Annotated in this window: 13 protein-coding genes; 3 read left to right on the top strand and 10 right to left on the bottom strand. The window is 59.0% G+C overall.

From position 1 onward, the window contains the following. Positions 1-45: 45 nt before the first annotated feature. From fliD to SIC14_RS18055, 3 genes are all read right to left on the bottom strand, one after another. Positions 46-1713 (bottom strand): flagellar filament capping protein FliD, encoded by a 1668-nt coding sequence (fliD, locus tag SIC14_RS18065; protein WP_412563298.1) that lies wholly within the window; start codon positions 1711-1713, stop codon positions 46-48. An 88-nt stretch (positions 1714-1801) separates the two neighbouring features. Next, entirely contained in the window at positions 1802-3178 is a 1377-nt protein-coding gene (locus SIC14_RS18060) for an OmpA family protein (protein ID WP_412563297.1), read from the bottom strand. A gap of 83 nt (positions 3179-3261) precedes the next feature. Beyond that, on the bottom strand, positions 3262-4023 hold the full coding sequence (locus tag SIC14_RS18055; protein WP_412563296.1) for a motility protein A: 762 nt from the start codon (positions 4021-4023) through the stop codon (positions 3262-3264). Between the two features lie 259 nt (positions 4024-4282). Between SIC14_RS18055 and SIC14_RS18050 the strand changes: the two genes are divergently transcribed. Both SIC14_RS18050 and rpoN read left to right on the top strand, forming a co-directional pair. Next, positions 4283-5776, top strand: coding sequence for a flagellin (locus SIC14_RS18050; protein WP_412563295.1), 1494 nt, complete (start codon positions 4283-4285; stop codon positions 5774-5776). Between the two features lie 183 nt (positions 5777-5959). Beyond that, complete coding sequence (gene rpoN / locus SIC14_RS18045; RefSeq protein ID WP_412563294.1) at positions 5960-7291, top strand: RNA polymerase factor sigma-54; 1332 nt, start codon at positions 5960-5962, stop codon at positions 7289-7291. A 131-nt stretch (positions 7292-7422) separates the two neighbouring features. Here the strand turns inward: rpoN and SIC14_RS18040 are convergent, their stop codons facing one another. Next, a complete protein-coding gene (locus tag SIC14_RS18040) occupies positions 7423-8121 on the bottom strand; it encodes a hypothetical protein (RefSeq protein WP_412563293.1) in 699 nt (232 codons plus the stop codon). A 71-nt stretch (positions 8122-8192) separates the two neighbouring features. Then, positions 8193-8936 carry a hypothetical protein gene (locus SIC14_RS18035; protein WP_412563292.1) on the bottom strand — a complete coding sequence of 248 codons (744 nt, stop codon included), beginning with the start codon at positions 8934-8936 and terminating at the stop codon, positions 8193-8195. A gap of 154 nt (positions 8937-9090) precedes the next feature. Here SIC14_RS18035 and SIC14_RS18030 point away from each other — a divergent pair, with 154 nt between their 5' ends. Further along, positions 9091-9675: a hypothetical protein gene (locus SIC14_RS18030; protein WP_412563291.1), complete on the top strand. Its 585-nt coding sequence runs from the start codon at positions 9091-9093 to the stop codon at positions 9673-9675. Positions 9676-9847: 172 nt separating this feature from the next. Here SIC14_RS18030 and SIC14_RS18025 read toward each other — a convergent pair whose 3' ends face one another. Genes SIC14_RS18025 through SIC14_RS18005 form a run of 5 tightly spaced genes read right to left on the bottom strand, consistent with a single transcriptional unit; the run spans position 9848 to position 13064 of the window. Beyond that, entirely contained in the window at positions 9848-10213 is a 366-nt protein-coding gene (locus SIC14_RS18025; RefSeq protein WP_412563290.1) for a hypothetical protein, read from the bottom strand. Positions 10214-10238: 25 nt separating this feature from the next. Continuing rightward, positions 10239-10544: a flagellar biosynthesis anti-sigma factor FlgM gene (gene flgM, locus SIC14_RS18020; RefSeq protein WP_412563289.1), complete on the bottom strand. Its 306-nt coding sequence runs from the start codon at positions 10542-10544 to the stop codon at positions 10239-10241. A 57-nt stretch (positions 10545-10601) separates the two neighbouring features. Further along, positions 10602-11342: a flagellar basal body P-ring formation chaperone FlgA gene (gene flgA / locus SIC14_RS18015; protein WP_412563288.1), complete on the bottom strand. Its 741-nt coding sequence runs from the start codon at positions 11340-11342 to the stop codon at positions 10602-10604. A 5-nt stretch (positions 11343-11347) separates the two neighbouring features. Continuing rightward, positions 11348-12448, bottom strand: coding sequence for a hypothetical protein (locus SIC14_RS18010; protein WP_412563287.1), 1101 nt, complete (start codon positions 12446-12448; stop codon positions 11348-11350). 49 nt (positions 12449-12497) lie between these two features. After that, positions 12498-13064: an LPP20 family lipoprotein gene (locus SIC14_RS18005; protein ID WP_412563286.1), complete on the bottom strand. Its 567-nt coding sequence runs from the start codon at positions 13062-13064 to the stop codon at positions 12498-12500. Positions 13065-13290: the final 226 nt, after the last annotated feature.

Raw genomic sequence — 13290 nt, 5'->3', positions numbered from 1 at the left:
ACGGCCAATTCCCCCAGAGTAGTTTTGGCAAGATGAAAAGGCGGGTTAGCCGCGTGCGGCGGCCTGCTCTGCGTCGAGCAGCGCCTGGATATAGGAGCCGGTGCTGTTGAGCTGCGTCACCATCTGTTCCATTGCCGTGAACTTGGCCAGGTAACGGGTTTCAACAGTGGCATATTTTGCGTCCAGATCATCCAGATCTTCCTGACTTTCGGCCAGTGAGGCCTGCAGCTCGGTTTCTCGTGCGCTCAGCGCGTTTTCCGAGGCCAGAGCATCATCAATCCGCTCCATCAACTTGCTGGTGAAATTGCGGCCATAGTCGACGTCAAATTCGTCCAAGCCGTCCGGAACGGTTAGCGACACGCCTGACATCGGACCGGAGGCGGCCAGATAGAAGGTCACGCCCACGCCGGGGAACAGCGAAGTCAGCTTGGTGGTGCCCAGATAAGCGTCACCGGTGTCGGGATCGCGGGTAAATTTGTAGCTGCCGCTGTCGGTGTCACTGGGCGGACGACCTGCCACGGTGACAGAGCTGTTGCTGGCAGTGGTCTGGGATTCAAACAGGGCGGCGAGGCTCATCGGATCTTCGGCGATGATTTTTTCCAGGATCACATTGCCCAGCTCGTCTTCTTCCATTGCCAGCGTGCCGTCACGCTGCATCGAGATGCCGAAGTTTGACAGGTAAGAAGGACCGTCCCCGAAGCCTTCGATTTCCGAGCGCAGGAAAGAGCGGATCGAGTTCTTGATGCCTTCGATTGAGGTTTCCCCCGCCAAGGCGCCGGGTTCAGTGCCTTCGATCACACCGCGACTGGTCTGATCGTCCAGCCATTCCAGCGTTTCGTTGACCTTGGCGATGAACACCTCGGCGCGGGCGAAAATGTCTTCGGCGTCCACAGATGTTGTCACCGTGGCGGCGGTGCCGGTGACGTCCAGCAGTTCCAGTTCAACCCCGTCGATCAGATCATCCACATTGTTGGTGTCGCGGAACACGGTGATGCCGTTGTATTCCAGCACCGCATCAGAGGCGGCGCGGATCTGGTGGGTGGCAATGTCGGTGGTGGTGTCCAGTTCGCTCAGGGCAAAGTCAGCTGCCGCACCGGTGGCGTTGACCGTAAAGCGCATGCCGTTCTGGCCGCCGGTGTCCGAAAGGATACCCAGCGAGAAGGTGCCATCCCCAATATCGATGATCGAAGCGGTGACGCCGGCAATGCCATCAAACTGCGCCGCGAGATCCTGCAATGTGCCACCTTCGGGCACAACCATATCAAAACCAGGGCGTTCGCCCGCGTAGAACACCGGTGGGTCATCTGTGGTCCAGACACCGAAATCGATGGTGATGGTGCCACCTTGAACGGTGGCGGTTTCCGACGGGAAGCCTTTGAACTCCAGAACCTGTTCGCGGGCCAGGGCAACCACATTGACGCTTTCGCTGCCGGCGGAAACCTTGGTGGCATCCGAAACAATCGCGTTCAGACCGGCGCTGCTGGATTTGGTCTGCAACATCGGATCGCGAGTGATCACGCCCAGAGAATCCTGCAGCTCCTGCATTTTCAGGCGCGCTTCGCCAAGGGCAGACACGGAAACATCCATGCCTTCCATCTTGCGCTCGATGATGTTTTTGCGCGGTGTGATCTCGGCAGAGGCCAGGTCTTTGGCCAGGGCTGAAATGTTCAGACCCGAGCCATTGGTGTTCAGTGCTGAGAGGATATCCGACATAGTTACTCTCCGGTTTCCTTAGAAAACGACCGGTTTGTCATTTTGTTTAAAGGCCCCGGCCCGACCCACGGGCAGGGGCACTGTGGGATCAATAGCTGATCTCAATTTCGATACGGCGGTTCTGTTCCCGACCTTCAACGGTGGAGTTATCGGCCACCGGTTGGCTTTCGCCCATAGAGGTTGCGGTCAGCTGGGTCGGGTCGATCAGACCGGACCCAGCCAGTTCCCGCACCACCGAGGCCGAGCGGGCCGCTGCCAGCCCCCAGTTGTCGCGGAACTGTGAGCCTGCTGAGAGCGGCACGTCATCAGTGTGTCCGGTGACGGTGATCGAGGAGGCCTCATTCATGGCGGCAAAGGCGATGCGGTCCATGATGTCGCGGGCGTCTTGCGTCAGATCCGCCGTGCCAGAGGGGAAAGCCCCGCCCGCGCCGACGGTGACAAAGACCTTGCCATCACGTTGTTCGACCTGCACCAGACCTTCGCCCAGCTCGCGGCGCAGCGCCACGGCCAGTTTGTCCGAGGCAATGGCGGCTTTGGATTCGCCGTCGATGCCTTCGGGATGATTGGCGGCGCCTTCGGCAGCACCATCGCCATCGGTGTCAGCCTCCAGCGCGTTCTGGGCCACATCGTTTAGTTTCTGGATCAGTTCCGCCATCAGCTCTTCTTCGCTGAGTTCCTGCGAGGGGTTGGCGGTGTCCATTTCCGCCATCTGCGGCAGACCATTGGACAGGGTGTCCTGCGGCATCCCGCCCGAATCCCCATTGCGGGGCAGGCCAGTCAGCGGGTCGATCTGCGGCATGCCGTCCTGTTGATCGTCCGAGCCCATCTTCTGGCCCATCCGGTCTTCGCTGCCGTTCTGCTGTTGGAACTCATTGTTCATACCCGCCTGATCCAGCGATCCCGGCGTGTCCGAGGAGGGTTCATAATCCAGCACCACCTGTTCGCCTTCGACTTTGGCGGTCAGCTCCCCCTGTTGCAGCGCTTTCTTCAGCAGTTCCGCCAGCTCGCGGCGCATTTCCTCACGCTTTTCTTCTTCGCTCTTCTGGTTCTGATCGGATTCCTGTTTCTGGTCGTGGTCCGCACGTTTCTGCTGATCCGACACATCAGAGCGGATTTTTGGCTGTTCCGTTGTGGTGGTGTCCTGAGTGATCGTTTTAGAGATCGAGGGTTCCTGCGAGGGCGAGAACTTCAGCTCTAGCACCGTGGTGCCGCGCGGCTGTTCCACCACCGGAATGTCACGCTGCACACCAAAGCTTTCGCGCAGCGAGCCGGCGATCATTTTGAATTTGGGCTGGTTGAATTCCGCAAAGGACAGAATAAGCACAAAGAACGCCATCAGCAGGATCGCGATGTCGGCAAAAGTGGCCATCCACGCCGGCGCGCCCACCGGCGGGCACTTTGGCGGTTCTTCCTGTTTCGGCTCCTCAATGGGGACGATGGGAATGGGGATCGGTTTTTTAGCCATGTTCTGTGCCTTATTATAAGGGGCTCAGCTTGAGGGGCGGATTGGGGCCGGGGGCTGTACGGTGACTGGGGAGGCTGGCGGCGCTAGGCCGCCAACATTTTCGCGGCGACTTTCGGCGGCAGGGCGGCCACCATCTGGTCCTGAACATTGCGACCGCTTTCACCGCGGGCAATGTTGCGCAGACCTTCGACCACCAATTCGCGGTAGATCACCTCGTCGGCGCTGTAGACTTCCAGCTTGGCCAGGATCGGGCCAAAGATCACGTTGGCCAGAAACGCACCATAAAGAGTGGTCAACAACGCAACCGCCATCGCCGGGCCAATCGCCTTGGGGTCGGACATGTTGCCAAGCATCTGCACCAGACCGATCAGGGTCCCGATCATCCCCATCGCCGGGGCGATGTCGATCCAGGACTTCACCACGTTCTGCGCATTCTCATGACGCGTCTTCATGGATTTGATCTCTTGCTCCATCTGCTTGACCATCTTTGACTCATCCGAGCCATCGACCAGCATCTGCAGACCTTTCTCAAAAAACTTGTCAGGCACCTCCTTGCTCTCAAGCGCCATCATGCCTTCCTTGCGGGCCAGGTCCGACAGTTCGACCATGGTTTCCACAAGGGCAGGGTGCTTGGGCGCTTTTGGCATGAAAGCTTTCGCCATCGAGCCGAAGCTGCCGAGGAAGGTGCCCATCGGGGCGGTGAACATCACGGCAAAGAACGAGCCGCCGAACACAATAAGAAGGGAGGGGACATCGACGAAGGGCCCGAGACCGCCAGCGGCGATCATCGAGCCTGCGATCATGCCCAGGGCCCCCAGGAGGCCGATAAGGGATGCGAGATCCATGGTTTTGCTCCAGTCACTATACGAGACGGGGTCTGCAAGAGCCGTACCAAACGCCCAAACCAGGCAAATCCGCATACATATATATAGGAAAATCAAACCTCGATTATTGTGTTATCCACAGGTCAACAAAAATAAATCGTTTAAAAACAGTATCTAAGTGGGTTTCTTGCGCTTTTCTTTAAACTTTTTTTCAGGGCGACGTTCTCTAATTCAAGCGCAACACAGCGCAGAAACAACTACCTCAGCCAAGGAGACGGCCATGACTACTATTAACACCAATATTGGCGCGCTGTCGGCACAAGCGACGATGACCCGCGTAAACATGGAAACCTCGACCTCGATGGAGCGACTTTCCTCGGGCCTGCGGATCAACTCCGCAGCGGACGACGCAGCCGGCATGGCCATCTCGGAAAAGATGACCGCACAGATTAAAGGTCTGAGCCAAGCGGTTCGCAACGCCACCGACGGTAAGAACCTGGTGGACACCACCGAAGGTGCGCACGTCGAAATCTCGAACATGCTGCAGCGTCTGCGTGAACTGTCTGTTCAGTCCTCGAACGACACGAACACTGCTTCGGACCGGAACAACCTCGCGGCGGAAGGCACCCAGCTGATCACCGAGATCAACCGTGTTGCGAAAGACACCACCTTCAACGGCATGAAAATCCTCGACGGTTCCTTCACCGGTAAACAGCTGCAGATTGGTGCAGACGCCGGTCAGGTAATGAACATCGACGTGGACAGCGCGGCTGCAACCGACATCGGTGCCCACACTGTTAAGTCGCTGGTTAACGCCTTCGGCGGCACCGCAGCGGCAGGTTCGGCCGTATCGGAAATTGCAGGTGGCGCGGTTCTGACCGTAACAGGTCACGCCGGTTCGGCAGCCATCACCACCACCGCTTCGCAGTCGGCGAAATCGCTGGCAGACGAAATCAACTCGTCCTCGGCTGCGACCGGTGTTGAAGCCACCGCGGTTTCCAAAGCGAAACTGTCCGGCTTCTCGGCCGCATCGACCGTAACCTTTGAAGTGAACGGCACCTCGATCGGGAACGTGAACATCTCCGACACCAACGACCTTCGTGGTCTGCGGGATGCGATCAACACCCAGGCAGGTCAGACCGGCGTTTCGGCGACCATGGGTTCGAGCAACGGTGAAATCATCCTGAGCGACTCGACCGGTGCAAACATCGAACTGACCGGCTATGACACCGGCGTCAACGACACCACCATGACCGTCACCGCGCTGGAATCTGACGGTGTCACCGCCGCAGCCACCCCGGCCGTTACCCTGACGGACACCACTTCGGCCGTTACCTCGGCAGTGATCACCGGTCAGGTTGAGATGACCTCGACCAAAGGTTTCTCGGTTGGTACTGACAACGCTGCGACCGACGGTACCGAGCATCTGGGTGCAGCTGCTAACAGCTCCGCGCTGGACAGCGTTGCCTCGATCGACCTGACCACCGCGTCGGGTGCTTCGAAAGCGATTAAGACCATCGACGTGGCTCTGCAGAAGATCAACCAGTCTCGTTCGGATCTGGGTGCGGTTTCCAACCGTCTGGACAGCACCATCTCGAACCTGACCAACATCACCGTTAACGTGGAAGCTGCACGTTCGGGGATCCGGGACGCAGACTTCGCCCAGGAATCGACCTCGCTGGCACGTGGCAAGATCCTGTCGCAGGCCGCCACCGCGATGCTGGCCCAGGCCAACTCCTCGCAGCAGAACGTTATGCAGCTGCTCCGTGGTTAATAAGATCTGGCGTCAGGAAACTGACACCGTGACAGGAAACCGGCGTTTCGACGCCGGTTTCTTTGTTTTTCAATGGCTTAGAGACCCATACTTTCGTCTGTTATACCTCCTGAAGGTGAAGTCAAACGTTTTACATTGTTTGGGGCTAAAATGGAGAGCATCCTTGTCGACAAGGAGATGCTCATGCAAATTTCAACAGTACAACACCTGGGTCAGCGCCAATCGATCGTTATGACGGCGCAATTGCAGAAAGCGATTTGCTTGCTTCAGTACAGCAACGTGGATCTGCACTCGGTTATTGAGAGTGAAGCAGAAGACAATCCTTTCGTGGACGTGAAAGCGGGCCCAGGAACTGACGGCCAGACCTCGATGCGCGGCATCGGCAGCCGGTCGGGTGGGGCAGGCGCGGATCAGGGCGATATGCTGGCCCGGATCGCCGAACACGACCTTTCTCTTTATGCCCATGTTTCGGCCCAGTTCGACATGCTTTTCCCGGAAAACAGCGACCGCATGATCGCTGATGTCTTCCTGGAAGCTCTGGAACCCAGCGGCTGGCTGGGCGAAGATCTGGAGGCGCTGGCGTTCCGCCTGGGCCTGTCGATGGAAGAAGCCGAAGACTGGCTGGAGCGTGTGCAACAGGTTGAACCTTCGGGTCTTTTTGCCCGCTCGTTGGCCGAATGCCTGAAGCTGCAGGCCGAAGATCAGGATCTGATGACCCCGATTTTTGCCGCTCTTCTGGACAACCTGCCGAAGCTGGCCGCCGCTGACCTCAAAGGTCTGATGCGGGCCTGCGGTTGCGACATGGATGAACTGCGTCCCGCCCTGAAACTGCTGCGCAGCCTGAACCCGAAGCCGGGTGCGGATTTCAACGGTCCGGTGACGCCGCAGCGTGCCCCTGATCTGCTGGTGTCCAAAGGCGAAGAAGGCTGGCAGGTAGAGCTGAACAAATCGACCCTGCCGAGCGTTCTGGTCAATGAAAAGAGCGCCGCGCAGCTGAAACCTGCCCATGGCGACTATGTCAACGACACCCTGTCTGTGGCCCTGTGGCTGCGCCGCGCCGTGGCGCATCGCAACCAGACCACCCTGGCCGTTGGCGCCGAAATCCTGCGCCGTCAGTCCGGTTTCATGGAAAAAGGCCCCGCCGGCCTGACACCGATGACGCTGAAAGACGTGGCCGAGGCGATTGGCGTGCATGAAAGCACGGTCAGCCGAGTCACCACCGATCTGTTGATGCAGACTCCACAGGGCACTTTCCCGCTGAAATATCTCTTCTCTGCCAGCCTGCGCAAAGAGGAAGGCGACGAGGGCGAAAGCGCCGCAGCCGTGCGTCACCGCATTCAGCAGTTGGTGCGTGAAGAGGATGCAGCCCGCCCCTTGAGCGACGATGCTATCGCCAAGATCATCACCAAAGAGGGCACCCACCTGGCCCGCCGGACCGTCGCCAAATACCGCGACATCCTGAAAATTCCTTCGTCCTTCCAGCGTCGTCGCAATGCGCTGCTGCAGGCAAGCTAACAGATCACTTAGGTGGGCAAACGCTGGGGGTTTAGGGACATTCCGACCAGCATGGCGGAGATCGGTGGGCCGGTCTCCGCTTTCTTTTTGTCCAATGGAAACTTGGGGTTGGGGCAGGGGGAACGCTGCCCTTAGGCGGCAGCGTAGTCGTAATCGTCTTCATCCTGCAGATCGGCTTCGGCGGGTTTCTGGTTCTGCAGGATGATGGTGCCGAAGGCAAATTTGTCATCCGGCTGCATTGCCAGATAGGTGGCATGGGCGTTCATCTCACCTGGCGCAGCAATCACCGCAAAGGGGAACATGCCGCGGGACACACGGTCTGCCCGGATCACCTGCAGGTAGTTTTTCTTCACGTAATAAGATCCCAGTCCCCACAGCGCAGCACACATCCATAGGCCGACAGGGTAGCCGACACAGACCATGCCAAAGAACGCGGCCAGGTGGGGCCACAGACGCATCTGCGCCAGCCACAGCGGCGTTATCAGCCACACCAGCGGCGAGGAGCGATGCCGGAACAGATCGTAGCTGCCATCGCGGCTGCGCAGGATCTCCCAGTTGTCGAGCTGATCGGCACTGAGCTTTGGCACATGCGGTTCGCCCGCAACGGGGCAGGGCATCCAGCGGCCCAGCTTGGGCGTCACAGAGATCACGGTCAGATCCACATCGGCCCGTTGAAAATGCATCGCAACCCGCTTGGTTTCCATTGCGGAAAACCTGGCCCGCAGCTCTTTGGCGCCACCGGTGAACGGTTCCCCGTCCAGCCCCACCAGCTTGTCGCCAGGGCGCAGGCCAAGAGACTGTCCTGCCGCGCCTACCTTCTGCAATTCCATATGAATCTCAGTGGGTTCTGGTGGCGGGACCGGGGTGCGCAGGTTCATCATAATGCTGGCTGAGCCTCAGATTAGGGGAAGCTGAAGGGGTTCGACGCGTTCGAAGAGGTTTTCTTCGTGGTAGAAGGCCGCGCCTTTGGTTTGCTGGCGGTGCGTGGTTTCGGCGTCGGTTTGGTCTTTTCCTTGGCGTCCGCAAAGGTCTGGGCCTTGGGTTTGGCGGCTGCGGCCGTCAACTGGTTGGCCAGCGCCGATAGTTTCTGGCTGAGCGCCAGATGCAGGTCGGACATGCCACCCATCACCTCATCGCGAATGGCGTCCACCCGCGGGTCCATCGTTTCTGCCAGACGGGCCGCAAAGCCATCGGGGCCGGTGCCAAGCGCCGCCATTGTGACGTCAGAGCTTTCCTTGATCTGCCCTTCCATCGTGGCGATCCGCTTGGTGATCCCGTCTAGAGCGGCAGCAAGTTCGACCTTTTCGCCGGCTTGAGATTCAATCATCATCTCTGCCTTGGCCACGGTTTCCTGCAACGTGGTGACATGCTGGGAAAACAGGTGCAGCGCTTCGACATGGGTGTCCCTCGCGGTGCGCAGATCGCTGAGGGTGCGGAAGTAAACCAAACCGCTCAGACCGGCGCAGAGCGTCACGGCCACCAGTCCCCCGATGCCAAAGGGCACCAGCTTGCGGTCGACCCATTCGGCCTTGTTGGACATGGAATTGGCTTGTTTCTCAGCCATAACAGCCGCATCACCGGCGGTATCAGCTGAGGCGAGGGCGATTTTAATCGCCTCCTGAATGTCTGGGCTTTCGGTGCTCATGCAACCACTCCGTAATCTCTTGCTGATAGAAGTGCATCTTCCGTGCCATTTCCCTGCGCTCTGGGTCGGAGTTTTCCCGGCCAATGGGTAAAAACTGGCCCGTTTGCGTCGTTGGAGAGTTCAAGAGACGAGTACATCCTTTAAGGAGTTTACGATGAGCGTACATGAGCCGACTTTTAACGATGCGGCGGTGCCTGCAATGCCTATTTTGGACGTTGCACCCTTCGCGCGGCTGGCCATTGGCGAAGCAAGTTTTGAGATTGGCACCGTCAAACCCGGACAGATCGAGGTTGAGGATGAAACGCGGGAAGTGATTGCTTTCCGGCCTGATGAAATCACCCCGTGGAAAGCGCTCAAGAACAACGTGGATCAGGGCTGGCGTCCGGTGGCCGCAGAGGTTCTGCGCAACTCCAGTGACGCGCTGCATGACTATGTGGGCATGCATATGATCCGCCGCTCCGGCTCGTTTAACCCCGGCAATATGGTCTCTCTGACCTTGTTTGGCTTTGACTGGGATCTGCGCTTTTCTTCAGATGGCAGCCGCGCGCAGGTGCGCCTGCCGGAAACCAACTGGTCCGAGGTCGACAAAGGCCTGATGGCAGAGTTTGAAGACAAGCGCGAACTGGCGATTGCCGCCTTGCTGCGCTTCAGCCCCTCGATCCACAAAGTGTTCGAAGATGATGTAGAGGCCTGGGCCTTACGTCTTGCGGCCGGGGCACAGGTGACGCCGATTATGTGATCGTCTCTGATCGCGACAGCGAACAAAACCGGGCCTGGGCCCGGTTTTTCTTTGTCTTCGGCTTTGGGATCTTCGGCTTTGGGGGGCTGCGGCATGGCGGGGCAGACTGCAAACAAAACAAAAGGCCGGCAATGCCGGCCTTTGTTCATTTGTCCCCGAATTGAACCGCTACTTAGTTCTGGCGGAAGCGGTGCAAGGTGCGGGCTTCGTCGATGGACAGTCCCACGGCGGTGCTGATGTGTTCGGGATCCCCGCCCATCTTGGCGATCGAAATCGCCTGCTCCACCAACCGCTCATCTGCCAGCGTCGACACCTGGGTGGCGATTTTGGACATCTTCTTGTTCTGCTCGCTCATCAGCACGGTCTGCGCTTTCATCTGGGCTTCCAGACGTTCCTCAAGGGAATCGAGCAATTCAGCGGTCTCCTGTTTGCGGCTTGCGAAAGCCTTGCGCAGCTTCATGCGGTGCATCACCAAGGTGAATGCGGCGCCCAGAAGCAATGCGCTTGCAGCCAGGTGGATCAGTTGGACGGTGGTCATACGTCAGCCCCTACGTTGTATTTTATTAACCGGCCAATTCCAGGTAGCCCTGGAACAGACTGTCGGTGATCTTGTCGACATCGACGGGGTAGTTCCCATCGGCCAGTTTGTTTTTGATGCTGTTCACCGCTTCGGTGTCAAACGGCGGTCCTGCCTTCAGCTCATCTGGCATCTGGCTGGCCGTCGCGCTCAGCGACACTGCGTCTGTCTTTGCCCCCGCAACAGCTCCGGCTTTGGCAGGCGCGGCAGTTTGCGCCCGAGCCGAATTTGTGCTCGTCGTTACGGAACGTGCTGCTGAGGCATTGGACGATATTTTGATCGGATCGACCATAGCTCTCTCTCTCCTATCTGAAACGTATCATTTCACGATATTATAAACGACGTAGGCTCAGTGAGTTTTAGCCCGAACGGTGATTTTTTGCGGCCCCGTAATCATTCCTTTTAACACGGTCCCGCTGGACAGGTTCCTGACCTCGATATAGTCCCCTAACTCCCCGTCTTCTAACGAGATTCCTGGGGTCGAGATTGACAGGCCACTGCCCGAAAATTGGATCGCCACAGGCATGTCGCGACCGATCATGTAGTTTTTTTGCAAATGGCGTGCCTGAATGGCGCGGCCTTCGCTTAAATTTTTCGATAATCTTTGCCCAATCACATGGGCCGGATTGGTAAAACTGCCCTGGGCAGATGTGGCGCTGACGGGGCGCATCTGAATGTCGGCTGCGGTGATGACCGTGCCCTTCTTGATGCTCTTGTTCAGCACCACCACCATTGGACCGCTGTCTTCTTTGACCCTGGCCTTGCGCGGCACAACGTTGCCCGGTTTGATCGAGGTGCGGATATGTCTGGTCCAGCTGCGTTTGCCGGAGCAGGTCACTTTCAGCATTGCCCATTTGCCCTTTTGTGGCTGGATGCTGGGCGGCTGCGAACAGGGGGGATAGGCGCGGTTGCCTGAGATCGAGATCTGGCCGGAAATCCGTGCCGCGCTCATGGCGTCCTGGATCAATGTCCGCAGTTCCACGCCGCTGATCCCGTCTTGATACGGGTTATCCGGGGCTGTGGTGGCCTGCGTGCTGAGCGGCGAGAGGGCCAGCGCCAGCAGCAAGGGAAGGGGGCGTAAGATCTTCATCGGGTTCAGCTCCCGGAGTCGACGAAGCGGACAATCCGACCGTCAAACACCGACAGAGGTGTCGCGGGGTCCACCGGACGCAAGATGGCGCGGTTGCCCTGCAGTTTCACAATTTCCAGCGCTTCAAAGTCAGAGGCTGGGTTTTCGGTGAAGGCCAGCGCTGAGCGGCTGAGGCCCTGCGCGCGTCCTACGGGCACACTCAATGTCTTACCTGAACGGGCGACATGGGCGGCAACAGGGGTGCAGGTGGCCAGATCCATCAGGCCTTCTAGAATTTCGGTAAAGCCTTCTTCAAGGCTCGCCTTTAGCTTGTGGCGTCGTTTGCCTATGGCGTTGGTCATTGGGCCGCGACCGGGCAGCTTCACGGCGTTGGACAGTTCCCGTTCCGTGCGTTGGCCGGTGCCTTCGATCAGTTGCAGACGAGCCCGCAGGACCAGATGTTCGCGCCCCTTTATGACCTCGGTGTCGACATCGAAATAGGTGATCAGCTGGGTGTCGCCGGGGTGGGTATGGATATGCCCACGGGTCAGGGCGGTATAGTCAAACGAGGTGATTTTCTTTGGTGAAACTGGGGTCTGGCCCATACCCATCACATGTTTGACGGTCACCGCATCATGGCGACTGACCCGCGCCATAGCGTCATTGTAAAGCTCAGCGCCCAATTGCGAGGCCCAGGCGGGCGCCGACGCAGAGGTGCGGATATCCGGTGCCATTGCCACCAGAACGATGTTGCGACGGGTGCCGCAGGCCGGGCCCTCCAGCGGCGCAACTAAGGCGCGAAGTCGCACTTGGATTGTGCTGCCCGACCAGACCTCGCCCAGCCGGTCATAGCGCAGAACACGGCCTGCAGCCCGCATCATGGTCAGGTCACGGACCACACGCCCCTTGTCCACAACAGTGTGGCCTTTCATCTGCACCCCGCCCGCCATTCCGGCCGAGATCAGCGCATCCGCCAAGGCCCGGCGGCGCGCGCCTGGCTTGTCCTTGCTGCCGTTGGCAACCGCGTGGCCGATGACCTCCACCCAGACTGCCTGCGCCTGCGCCGAAAGCGGCAGGGCAAGGGCAACCAATGTGGCAAGGATCAGCGAGAGGCGGGCGCGGGGCATGGCGGAACTCCGATCAAAGAAGGGGGGGGGGCAGAGTAGGGCGGGGCGATCAGACCTGACCGCGCGCCGCCCGAAGGATGTAGGACACGGTGTCGGGATCCAGCGCCAGAATGACCTGGAAGCTGTCCTTGCCCTTGGGCACAATCCGCACGGTTTTGGCGCCTCGGATTTCCCCGTCAACAACAGCCCGCAGATTGTCCGAACGGATCACACTGTCGCGCAGCGTGGTGTCCGAGTTCATCTGCAACCCGTGGATTTGCTCGGTCAGGTCACGCATGGCTTCCATCCGCGCGGCACGCATCGCCATCAGGCGTCGTTCGTTCAGCGTTTTGCCGGGCTGCGCCCCGATCTGGCTGTAGCCAACCCCGGTGATCTGCACCGGTTCGGGTTTTGGCGACAGCAGGCTAGAATTTCCAAGCGCCAGCATGGGAGCTTTCTTTTCACCCGACAGAACGTCGAGGTTGTCTTTGGTCACCGCCAATGCGGCGGTTTCCTGGCCCGGTTCTTGCGGCAGGGCCTGCACCGCGCGCATTGGCGCTTTGACACAGGCCGAGACCAACATGCTGAGGGTCAGGGCAGTACCGACGAGCGGTAGGGGTTTGGGTATGCGGATCATGGTCGCTGTCTCCATCGGTGAAACATTGGGCGGTGAAACATTTGGTCGGTTGTCTGCAATGGCCGTGCCAAACCCGCCCTCATACGCGCGAAATAAAATCACTGCCCCTTAGGAGGCTGGCACGCGCCTTGCAGATTTCTTCCCTGAATGGCCCCGCCAAAACGGGGTGAGAAACAGCAAAATAAGGTGTCAGAGCAAGATGGCAGTGACCAACGCCAATCAAGGA

Source organism: Thalassobius sp. MITS945101, assembly GCF_047123305.1.
Classification (GTDB): Bacteria; Pseudomonadota; Alphaproteobacteria; order Rhodobacterales; family Rhodobacteraceae; genus Thalassobius.
This window is presented reverse-complemented; position numbering and strand designations above follow the sequence as displayed.

Bases quoted from the DNA above. Each gene is read 5' to 3' on its own strand.
- fliD (WP_412563298.1), bottom strand. From the start codon at position 1,713: ATGTCGGATATCCTCTCAGCACTGAACACCAATGGCTCGGGTCTGAAC.
- SIC14_RS18060 (WP_412563297.1), bottom strand. From the start codon at position 3,178: ATGGCTAAAAAACCGATCCCCATTCCCATCGTCCCCATTGAGGAGCCG.
- SIC14_RS18055 (WP_412563296.1), bottom strand. From the start codon at position 4,023: ATGGATCTCGCATCCCTTATCGGCCTCCTGGGGGCCCTGGGCATGATC.
- SIC14_RS18050 (WP_412563295.1), top strand. From the start codon at position 4,283: ATGACTACTATTAACACCAATATTGGCGCGCTGTCGGCACAAGCGACG.
- rpoN (WP_412563294.1), top strand. From the start codon at position 5,960: ATGCAAATTTCAACAGTACAACACCTGGGTCAGCGCCAATCGATCGTT.
- SIC14_RS18040 (WP_412563293.1), bottom strand. From the start codon at position 8,121: ATGGAATTGCAGAAGGTAGGCGCGGCAGGACAGTCTCTTGGCCTGCGC.
- SIC14_RS18035 (WP_412563292.1), bottom strand. From the start codon at position 8,936: ATGAGCACCGAAAGCCCAGACATTCAGGAGGCGATTAAAATCGCCCTC.
- SIC14_RS18030 (WP_412563291.1), top strand. From the start codon at position 9,091: ATGAGCGTACATGAGCCGACTTTTAACGATGCGGCGGTGCCTGCAATG.
- SIC14_RS18025 (WP_412563290.1), bottom strand. From the start codon at position 10,213: ATGACCACCGTCCAACTGATCCACCTGGCTGCAAGCGCATTGCTTCTG.
- flgM (WP_412563289.1), bottom strand. From the start codon at position 10,544: ATGGTCGATCCGATCAAAATATCGTCCAATGCCTCAGCAGCACGTTCC.
- flgA (WP_412563288.1), bottom strand. From the start codon at position 11,342: ATGAAGATCTTACGCCCCCTTCCCTTGCTGCTGGCGCTGGCCCTCTCG.
- SIC14_RS18010 (WP_412563287.1), bottom strand. From the start codon at position 12,448: ATGCCCCGCGCCCGCCTCTCGCTGATCCTTGCCACATTGGTTGCCCTT.
- SIC14_RS18005 (WP_412563286.1), bottom strand. From the start codon at position 13,064: ATGATCCGCATACCCAAACCCCTACCGCTCGTCGGTACTGCCCTGACC.